Consider the following 9,232-nt stretch of genomic DNA (forward strand, 5'->3'; position numbering starts at 1 on the left):
GACCTAGAGGCCGGGAGGGACGTTCATTTCATCGGAGGAGAACAACATGGGGTTGCCAGTGCTGTTCGTCCGTGAAGAGCGGCGGACACCGTGGGTCCCGACGACGATTCGTGCTCTCGGAAAGAACGAACAGTTCCTCGAGTCGCTCATCGGTCACGCGCCCGAAGTCCTAGGGCTGGAGAGCCTTCGGACCCATGTAGGGGGCCCGTATGCTGCATTTCACCAGGTGAACGTCGAGACGCCGTCCGGCCAGTTGGTAGCCCCGGACATCGTGTTCCTGACCGCGAGCGGCCACGTCGTCGTCGTTGAGGTGAAACTCGCCGACAACGAGGAGTTGAAGGGTCGCAAGGTGGTTGCTCAGCTCATCGAATACGCAGCCTCTATCGCGAGGTACAGCGAAGACGATCTCGTGCACCTGTTCGATGCTGACCTGCCGAGTGCCGCGACGTTCCGCGATGTGGTGCGCAAGCATCTGCCGAGTGCGAATGATCCAGTGTCCGTGGCAGAGGAATTGGTCCGGAGGATCCGCGCCGCAGAGCTTCATCTCGTCATAGCGTGCGACAAGGCCCCGGAGGGCCTGCGTGAGTTCGTTGCGTCGGTGACCGCGCAGCAGGCTCTTGGGGACTACGAACTTCGCGTCTGTGAACTGGTTCCTTACGTGGGGCCGGAGAACGCGGCGGGCGGAATGTTTCTCGTCCCGGTCGGTCTGCTTCGGACGGAGGTCGTGGCGCGGACCAGCGTTGAGGTGGAGATCGGTGCGGGACCGAACGGTCGGATCACGTTCTCGGGTGCCACGGTGACGCCTCAAGACCAGGTGCAGGCGAACCTTCTTGCTGCTGTCACCGGCACTCCCGCGAAGGCGAGAGTCACCGAAGAGCAGTTCTTCGACGCGATGGCCAAGCGCGATGCGCTGCTTCCCGACCGCCTGCGGGCGTTCCTGTCCGAAGTGAAGGAGTTCGGTGCGTATCCGGACTACCTGCGCTCGCTGAACATCAGGTGTGACATTCACGGACGGACATACAGTCTCGGATACATCCAGCCGGACGGCCAGGTCTGGACCGACACGGCGGGTACGGCACCGCCGCTCGACCTGAGCCACCGCTATATCGAAGAACTCGCTGCCGCTCTGGGCGGAGACGTCGAGAAGACGAAGCTGTCAGGCAAGTGGTTCGTGACGATCAACGGTCGGCCGCCGTTGGTCGAAAGCATCGCCGAGCGACTCGATGCCTGGGCACGTGTCGCGCGCGAATACGTACAGATGCTGAGGCGCCAGGAACGTGTCTCCGGCGCTTGACTACGGAGCGACTGAGACGTCAAAGCGCACGAGGCGCGCGGCGGACAGCTGATGGCGAGAGGGGCGGTGTTCCGACGAGTGCGGCGGCTCAGTTGCTCTCGTGCGTGTCCACGTGGATACGTCGCAGCTCGCTCGCCGCCTGCTGATCTCCGGCTTTGGCGAGCGCGCGCAGGCGCAGTTCTGGACTGACCGCGCGTGGTGACATTCGCTGACGGAGGCCTTCCAGTTTTTCCCAGCCGCTCAGGTCGTCACCCAGGAGGTATGTCGTGCTTCCCGTGCTGGGTACGAGATCCTTGAGACGCTCGCCGTACTTCTGTTTCAAGATGTCTATGACCTGAGCATACCGTCCGAGGCACTGGTAGTAGGCGCGCTCCCGCCAGATGGCGCGCCCGTCGTGCTTGATGGCGGTGTGGCTCTTCGTCGCCTTCAGGCCCGTCACGAGCTGTCTCGTCTCATCGCTCGGCGTTTCGGTCCGGCGTTCCAGCTCGGGATCCGGGGTCTCCTCGTAGTCCCACACGAGGACGAGCGGGTCATCGGGGAGGTCGGGCAGCTGATCGGGGCGCTCGAGGTGGTGGGCCTCGAACTCGCCGTCGAGCGAGAAGCGGGTGCCGTAGTAGCTCTTCTGGAGCTCCGTGAACCCGTCCCAGTTCGCCTTGATGTCGTCGACGGTCGGGAAGGGGATGATCGCCAGGCACTTGTCGCAATGCGGGCATTCGAACGCCAAGTACCCGTCGTACCGCCCCAGCATCGCCGGGTCGATCTTCCCCTTCCACCCGCACGTCGCCACGGGGCATGCGAGGCTCGCGTTCCGTCAATCGGCGAACGGCTTGAAGATGACGCTCATGACGTGCCTCCTCGAGCGGCGTTCCTCCACCGCTCCAAGAGAACGATAGCCGCGCTCCGGACACGCCCCCCGGCCAGCTACCTCACGAACACGTCGTTCACGTAGTCGTGCGCCGCGAGCGCGCCCTCGGGGAGCGCGCCCTTCTCGACGCGCGCGGCGACCTCGGCGCGCTCGAGGTCGAACATGGCGTCGAGCAGGCCGGCGCGGTCCTCGGGGCGGGCGGCGCCGATCACGAACAGCGCGCGGGCGCTGTGCTGGATATAGCGCGGCGAGAGGAGCTGGCGGTGCAGCAGCTCCATGATGACGGGCGCCTTGGAGCGGTCGAAGCGGGCGGGCTCGCCGCGGCGGTCCTGCTCGGCGAAGAACGCGTCCGTCCACTCACCGTGGAACGTGTACACCTTCTCGAACAGCGCGCGGTCGAGGCGCGCCCCGGCCTTCACCGCCTCGGCGGGCTTGCCGAGCACCACGCCGTCCGCGGTGAGCGCGGCGCGGAGCAGGTGGCCGTCCTTCGTGACCGGCGCCTGGTGGCGCAGGAGCGCCCAGAGCCACGACACGTTGATGCGGTAGGTGGCGAGGTCGTTCATGAAGCGGAGCTTCAGCTCGTAGTCGTCGATGGCGGCGGCGAAGTTGCCGTTCAGGATCTGGAAGCCGTAGTTCGCCGCCATGTAGAACGCGTGCTGCACGTGCTCGATGGTGACGTCGCCCTCGGGCACCCGGTAGATCGCCTCCCAGCGGGCCGCGTCGAGCAGCTTCTCCGGCGCGTCCACCTGCTCGCGCGCCAGCACGAACGGCGTGATGCGCCCGTTCGCGTCCACCAGCCCGCGCGACCGGAACAGGTCCCGCTCGGCGTCGGAGAGCCCGCTCGCCACGGTCGGCACCTGCTTCCCGCCCGCGTCCACCGTCTCCACCGGCGCGTCGAGCAGCTCCTGCAGCGCGCCGACCCGCGCGCGGAGCGGGCCGTTGCCGGCGCCCACGTACTCCGGCTCCGGGCTCGCCACCCAGCTCTGGCGGTACGCGTCGTGGAGCGCGCCGCGGACCTTGCCGGAGAGGATCGCGTCGAGCGTGGGCTGCTCGCCGGGGCGGAGCGGCGCGTCGGGCACGAAGAACAGGCCCAGCAGCCGCTCGCGCAGCTTGTCGATCACCATGGCGCGCAGCGCGAGCGGGTTGTAGCGGGCGCGGCCGTACGGATCGCCGGCCTGGTAGATCATCACCGCCGCCATGCCGCCGATGGGCGCGGCGTGGGTCAGCTCGCCGTCCTTCATGCCGGCCATGAGCATGAGGAGCGCGTTGTAGCGCTGATACGCGAGCATGCCGGGCGTCGCCATCCCGACCGTCTGCGGGTCGGGGAACACGCCCTTCGGATCGTCCTTCCACATCTCGATGAGGCTGCCGAGGTAGTCCCAGCGTCCGACGTTCGTGCCGAGCAGCCGGCGCCGCAGCGTCCAGACGATGGCGGGGAGCTGGCGGCCGGCGTTCCCCTCCTCGTAGAGCATCTTCGCCTTGAGCGTGCCGGCGGGCACGCCGATCATCCCCTCGAGGCGCGCGAGCATCCGCTCCACGATGAGCGCCTCGCGCGGCGTCTGCAGCTTGGGGATGTAGAAGTACGCGCCGCTCCCGGCGCGGGTGAGCGCGTCGTAGCCGTTCAGGGTCCAGAGCACCGCCACCACCACCAGGCCGGGCGCGGGCCGGCCGTCCACGGTGACGTGGTCGTAGCGGACGTGCAGGCTGGGCGGCCTCGCGAGCCGCGTGGGCCACCTCGCCTGCGGCGTCGTGATCCGGTAGCTGCGGATCTTCCCCTTCTTCTCCACCTCGTAGGCGCGGTCGGACCAGCGCCCCTCGAAGATGTCCTTCGCGTTCTTGAGCGCCGCGAACACGCCCACCGGCTCGCGCGCCGGCGCGCCGTCGGGGCGGAAGTGCGTCGGCGAGGCGTCCTCGAAGTCCGGCATGTTCATCGGCGCCGGGCTGTTGAGCGCGTTGAACGCCATGTCGAGCGGGTGCCAGGGCCCGGTCAGCTCCAGGCCCGGGTTGCGCGACGGGTGGACGTGCTCGGGGATGGGCACCTCGTCGTTGAGCCGCCAGCGCAGCGGGCTCTCCTTGCCGAGGAAGTTGTCGATCATCCCCTGGACGATCTGGCGGAACGTCCAGGCGCTCCCGCCCACCGGGTCCTCGAACGCCTCGTTCCAGTGCGGCCACGCGTACCGCGTGGCCACCGGCTCGGGCGAGCGGAGCAGCGCGCCGCGCGCGGTCAGCGCCGCCTCGATGTCCGGCTCGAGCTCGCGGGTGAGCGTCTCGATGGTCGCGTCCACGTCGAGCTCGCGGCCGTTGACGCGCTTGCGGCCGAACAGCTCGGGGAACTGCTCGAGGATGTCCGCGCGGATCATGGAGGCCCTCCGGGTGGCTGGTACGCGCGCCGGCGGCACGGGCCGCTCGGCGGGCGTCCAGCTTAGGTGCTCCCGCGCGCCCGGCGCGGCATGCACCTGAGAGGGCTGCGGCCGGGGGACTCAGGCCTCGGTCGAGACGCGCGGGGTGCGCCGGGCCGGGGGCGTGCGGGGGGTGCGCGGCGGCGCCTTGACGTTCGCGTGGAGGAACGTCTCGACGTCCACGTGGTCGCGCGCGCCGAGCGGCGCGAGCTGCGCGAGCAGGCGGCCGGTGGCGCCGAGCAGCGCCGCGTAGGTGGCCCAGCTCGGCTCGGGGGTGTACGCGAGGTCGATCCCGAGGCGGAGCGCGGCGGCGCAGGTGGTGCGCGGCTCGACGAGCATGTGGACGTCGGGGCGGGCCACGAACGGCAACAGCGTGAGCACCTGCCAGCGCGACTCGAGCGCGGGCGTGGCGGGCAGGGCGGCCACCGCCGCCGCCAGGCGCTCGAACGCGGCCTGGTCCGGCTCCGGCGCCGCGAGCAGGGCGAACAGCGCGGCGAACAGCTCGCGCGCGGACGCGGGATCCGAGAGCGCGGCCGCGAAGGCGGGGCGCTCCGGCGGCGGCAGCAGCGGGCGCACGTGGTGCTCCACCTTCACGGCGCGGGCGACGAGCGCGCCGACGTCCCCCGCCGCGAGGAGCCGCTCGCCCTCGCCGCCGCCGAGCTCCTGCTCCCAGGCCTCGTGCGCGCGGCGCCACTTCCAGGCCCGGTCGCGTCGCACCTTCGGGGGCTCCGCGCCGGCCTCGCCGCCGGCCGGCTCGGACGAGACCGCGCGGTAGCGCTCCAGCGCCTCGGCCTGCGTGATGCGCCCGTCCGCGACCTCGTAGCGCCCGGTCTCCGGGGCGAGGCGGAACGCGGGGAGCGCGGCGAGCCAGGCGTTCGCGCCCGCGGCGGGGGTGAGGAACGGGAGCGCGGTGGGCAGCTTCAGCTTCGCGGCGACGCGTCCGTCGCCCCCCGCGAAGTACACGTGCACCGCGTCGCGCTCCACCGCGACCACCTTCCCGACGCCCAGCGACGCGTGCTGCACCAGCATCCCCTTCTCGAGGTCCATCGATTGCTCCTTCGTCGGCGCACACGCGATCGCACGAGGCCGCCTCCGCGCGAGGTGCGCGGCTGCGGGTGCAGAAGGTGGCGCGGTGGGCCGCCGCCGATCGGCGGCGGCGCGGGTCTCGGCGCGAGGCGCCGGGCTGCGCAGTCCTTAATATAGTGCAGCGCACGCCCGGCCGCCCGGGTGGCGAGCGGGGGATGGCGGCGTGCGCCCCGGCACGGGCGAAGGAGGGGCCGTGAACAAGCGGGCGCGGGAGTGGGTCTCGGTCGGGATCACCTGGGTCCAGGACCTCATCTACGTCGCGCTCGGGATCCTGCTGACGCTGGCCTGCGCGGTGCTGCTCCTGCACGGCGGCGTGGACCTGGTCGGCGCGCTGGGGCGCGATCTCGACCTGCAGGTGATCGTGCAGCTCCTCGACCGGATCCTGCTCGCGATGATGATCGTGGAGCTGCTCTACACGGTGAAGGTGTCGTTCCGCGATCACCTGCTCGTGCCCGAGCCGTTCCTGCTCGTCGCGCTCATCGCCGCCATCCGGCGCATCCTCGTCATCACCGCGGAGTTCGGCGCGCAGTCGCCCACGAGCGACGAGAAGTTCCGGCACGTCATGAGCGAGCTGGGCCTGCTCACGGTGCTGATCCTGGTGCTGGTCGGCTCGGTGGTGATCCTGCGCCGCCGCGACTCCGCCGAGGCGCCGCGCTGAGTCAGCGGCCGCCGGTCGCCGGCACCGCCACGTCGATGCGGTCGAGCCGGTAGTGGCGGGCCTCGCCGGTGTCCACGTCCACGCAGTGCACCAGCGTGGCGTGGCGCTCCATGATGACGCCGGCCACCTTCACGGTGCGCTCGCTGGTGCTCTCGTCGGACCGGCGGTAGCGCACCCGCAGCGCCGTCCCGCCGAACCACGCCTCCTCCACCGCGCGCCGCACCGCCGCCGCCGCGGGCATGGCCGGCACGCCCACGAACTGCAGCCCGTCGAGCACCTTCAGGAGCTCGCGCTGCGCCGAGGCGGACAGCGCGCCGCGCACCTTGTCGAGCGCCGCCTCCAGCGTCTCCGCGAACGGGAGCAGGCGCATGCGCGACGCGTAGGCGCCGAGCGCGACGAGCACCGCCGCCTCGCGCGCGCTCAGGTTGATGGGCGGCAGCGCGTAGTGCCGATCGAGCGCGTAGCCGCCCCCGCGGCCCTGCTCGGCGTGGAGCGGCAGGTCGGCCGAGCGGAGCGCGTCGAGGTCCCGGTAGACCGTGCGGAGCGTCACGCCGAAGCGCTCGGCGATCTGCGCGGCGGTGACCCCGGTGCGGCGGCCGCGCAGGTACTCGGCGATGGCGAACAGGCGGGCCTGGCGGTCCATGGTGGCTGCCCCGTGCGGCGTCCCCGTTCCCATGCCCGGGGCCCGGGCGTGCCGGCAGGGCTCCGGGCGGGGAGCGCGACCGAAACCTGACATAACGCTGACACCGCCCGCAAGCATCTTCCCGTCCGTCCGGCGGATCACCCGCCGACACCGACGAGGGAGAGAGACATGAGCACCGCGATCAACTGGTTCGAGCTGCCCGCCGCCGACTTCGACCGCGCGCGCAGCTTCTACGAGGCCGTGCTGGGGACGGAGCTGAAGGTGGACACCAGCGGCCGGATGCCGATGGCGTTCTTCCCGTACGCCGAGGGGAAGGGCACCGGCGGCGCCATCGTGAAGAGCGAGCACGCCCGCCCCGGGGTGGACGGCGCCATCGTGTACCTCGACACGCGCGGCTCCATCGAGCGCTGCCTGCGCCGGGTCGAGGCCGCGGGCGGGAAGGTGGTCGTGCCGGTCACCGACATCGGCCCGCACGGCCGCTTCGCGATCCTCATCGACAGCGAGGGGAACCGCGTCGGCCTGCACGAGCCGAGGGCCGCCGCCTCCGCGGCCGCGTGAGGCCCGGCCCGGCGGTCCGTCCGCCGCCCCGGCCGCGCGCCGGGTGCGCGCCGGGGCGGTGGACGCCGCCCGCACCACCCGCGAACCCGCTCGGAGAGTCAACGGGGTCGCAGCGGAAAAGATGGGGCCCGCCGCGATGCGAATGAACCCGGAGTCTCTACGGACCCGGAGTCGCATCACACCCGGTCAAATCCGGCGGACCGCGTGGAGCTGGCGCAACCCGGGTGCGCGCCTGCGCGCTTCCCGGGCAGCCGCGCGCGCAAATTATTCACCTATGCGTTTGTGCATGAAGCAATTCGTGGATAATTGCACCACCCCTATTGACGAAAAGTGACGTTGTCCGCCACCCTCCCCGGCGTGACCACTTCGGAGCAGCAGGGAACACCCAGGGTCCCGATCGCCCTCATCGGCGTCGGGTGTGTGCTTCCGGGCGCAGGCAGCGTCGAGGCGTTCTGGGACGCCATGCAGGCCGGCCGCGATGCGTTCGAGCCGCTCGCCGGCGGGGCGTGGGAGTGGGAGCGGCTCGGGCTCGGCCGGCTCCCGTCGGCCGCGCAGGTGACGGGGTTCCGTCCCGACTGGCGCGCCTTCCGGATGCCGCCGGCGGACGCCGAGGCGATGAACCCGGGGCAGCTGCAGGTGCTGGAGGCGGGGCGCCAGGCGCTGGCCGCCGTGAAGGCGCTGCCGCGCGAGCGCACCGGCGTGTGGCTCGGCGCGACGGGCCTGGGCTGGCGGCCGGACACCGGGCTCCGCGTCCGGCTCGACGCGCTCGCCGCGGCGGTGCGCGAGGCCGCGGGCGACGCGGGCGTGCCCGCGGCCGCGGCCGAGGCGGCGCTCGCGTCCGCACGCGCCTCGCTCGAGGCGCGGCTCCGGCCGGCCAGCGAGGAGCCGGTGGTGAACTCGGCGGCCAGCATCGCGGCCGGGCGCGTGGGGATGCTGCTCGACCTGCGCGGCCCGCACGCGGCGGTGGACGCCGGCTTCGCGTCGGGCCTCGCCGCGCTGGACGTGGCGGCGCGCGCGCTCCGCGACGGGACGGTGGACTGCGCGCTGTTCGGCGCCGCGAGCGAGCTGCTCTCGCCCGCCGAGCTGGTGGCGCTCTCGCGCATGGGCGTGCTCTCCGCCGACCGCCCGCGCCCGTTCGACGCCGCCGCCGACGGGACGCTGCCGGGCGAGGGCGCGGTGATGTTCGCCGCGAAGCGGCTCGACGACGCGCTCCGCGACGGCGATCGCGTCCTGGCCGTGGTGCTCGGCGTGGCCGGCGCCTGCGACGGCGCCGCCGCGTCGCCGCTCGCGCCGCACCCGGACGGCCTCGCGCTCGCCATCCGCCGGGCGCACGAGGAGGGCGCGGTCGATCCCGCCTCCGTCGGCTTCGTGGAGTGCCACGCGACCGGCACGCCGCGCGGCGACGCGACCGAGCTCGCCGCGCTGGCGCAGGGCTACCGCGGCGTCCCCGGCCCGGTGGCCATCGGCTCGGCCAAGGCGCACGTGGGCCACCTGCGCGGCGCGAGCGCCGCGGTGGGCATGCTGCGCGCGGTGCTGGCGCTCCAGCACGGGGTGGTCCCGCCGCAGGCCGGGTTCTCCCGCCCGCACCCGGACCTCCGCCTCGAGGAGACCGCGTTCGAGGTGCCTCGCGCGCCCGCGCCGCTCCGCCCGCGCGCCGGCTGCGACGCCGCGCGCGCCGCGGTGAGCGCGGTGTCGCTCGGCGGCCTCGCCTACCACGCGGTGCTCGCCG

The 9,232-nt window shown here is 72.3% G+C and carries 8 protein-coding genes; 4 read left to right on the plus strand and 4 right to left on the minus strand.

Going from position 1 to position 9,232, the window contains the following annotated elements; translation table 11 throughout:
• Positions 1-46 precede the first annotated feature (46 nt).
• The gene (locus tag PSR1_RS07870) at positions 47-1,294 is read left to right on the plus strand and encodes a hypothetical protein (protein ID WP_059437063.1); all 1,248 of its coding nucleotides are present in this window, start codon (positions 47-49) and stop codon (positions 1,292-1,294) included.
• A gap of 88 nt (positions 1,295-1,382) precedes the next feature.
• Here the strand turns inward: PSR1_RS07870 and PSR1_RS07875 are convergent, their stop codons facing one another.
• The 3 genes from PSR1_RS07875 to PSR1_RS07885 form a co-directional block, all read right to left on the minus strand.
• Positions 1,383-2,081, minus strand: a complete 699-nt coding sequence (locus PSR1_RS07875; RefSeq protein WP_059437064.1) for a hypothetical protein — start codon at positions 2,079-2,081, stop codon at positions 1,383-1,385.
• Positions 2,082-2,215: 134 nt separating this feature from the next.
• Positions 2,216-4,519 carry a malate synthase gene (locus PSR1_RS07880; protein WP_059437065.1) on the minus strand — a complete coding sequence of 768 codons (2,304 nt, stop codon included), beginning with the start codon at positions 4,517-4,519 and terminating at the stop codon, positions 2,216-2,218.
• Between the two features lie 120 nt (positions 4,520-4,639).
• Entirely contained in the window at positions 4,640-5,605 is a 966-nt protein-coding gene (locus PSR1_RS07885) for a hypothetical protein (protein WP_059437066.1), read from the minus strand.
• A 232-nt stretch (positions 5,606-5,837) separates the two neighbouring features.
• On the opposite strand from PSR1_RS07885, the gene PSR1_RS07890 reads away from it, so the two are divergent.
• Positions 5,838-6,302, plus strand: coding sequence for a phosphate-starvation-inducible PsiE family protein (locus tag PSR1_RS07890; protein ID WP_059437067.1), 465 nt, complete (start codon positions 5,838-5,840; stop codon positions 6,300-6,302).
• Between the two features lies 1 nt (position 6,303).
• On the opposite strand, the gene PSR1_RS07895 is transcribed toward PSR1_RS07890, so the two are convergent.
• A complete protein-coding gene (locus PSR1_RS07895) occupies positions 6,304-6,945 on the minus strand; it encodes a YafY family protein (protein WP_059437068.1) in 642 nt (213 codons plus the stop codon).
• 168 nt (positions 6,946-7,113) lie between these two features.
• On the opposite strand from PSR1_RS07895, the gene PSR1_RS07900 reads away from it, so the two are divergent.
• Together PSR1_RS07900 and PSR1_RS07905 are read left to right on the plus strand one after the other, a co-directional pair.
• Complete coding sequence (locus tag PSR1_RS07900; RefSeq protein WP_059437069.1) at positions 7,114-7,503, plus strand: VOC family protein; 390 nt, start codon at positions 7,114-7,116, stop codon at positions 7,501-7,503.
• A 420-nt stretch (positions 7,504-7,923) separates the two neighbouring features.
• Positions 7,924-9,232: polyketide synthase (locus tag PSR1_RS07905; protein WP_237757868.1), on the plus strand; the 1,309-nt coding region annotated here is incomplete at its 3' end.

Source organism: Anaeromyxobacter sp. PSR-1, from assembly GCF_000964525.1.
In the GTDB taxonomy this organism is placed as follows: domain Bacteria; phylum Myxococcota; class Myxococcia; order Myxococcales; family Anaeromyxobacteraceae; genus Anaeromyxobacter.